Source organism: Paraburkholderia sp. RL17-381-BIF-C (assembly GCF_046026435.1).
Taxonomy (GTDB): Bacteria; Pseudomonadota; Gammaproteobacteria; order Burkholderiales; family Burkholderiaceae; genus Paraburkholderia.
In genome coordinates this window covers 1-238 of sequence record NZ_JARESX010000277.1, presented here as the reverse complement: position 1 = coordinate 238, position 238 = coordinate 1, and the positions used below count along the sequence as shown (strand labels likewise).

Genomic DNA, 238 nt, shown 5'->3' with positions numbered 1-238 from the left:
AGCGCGCTCTGCTCTGGCAGTCAGAAAGGCCCGCTCCCCGGACTGGCAGGACGGCCGCCGTGCCCGACAGACCGACGACACGGAACTGGTAGCTGCAATCCACGAGCATGTGGCGGGCTTGCCGACTTATGGATACCGGCGAGTCTGGGCACTGCTGCGACGTAGTCACGAAATGGCTGGTGTGCCGTGCGTGAACGCCAAGCGGGTCTATCGCGTCATGCGAGACCACCAGTTGCTG

At 64.3% G+C, this 238-nt stretch carries 1 protein-coding gene; it reads left to right on the top strand.

The genetic code is table 11. The annotated features are described in order from the left end of the window. On the top strand, positions 1-238 hold a 238-nt coding region (locus tag P0D70_RS37035), incomplete at both ends, for an IS3 family transposase (RefSeq protein ID WP_408188160.1).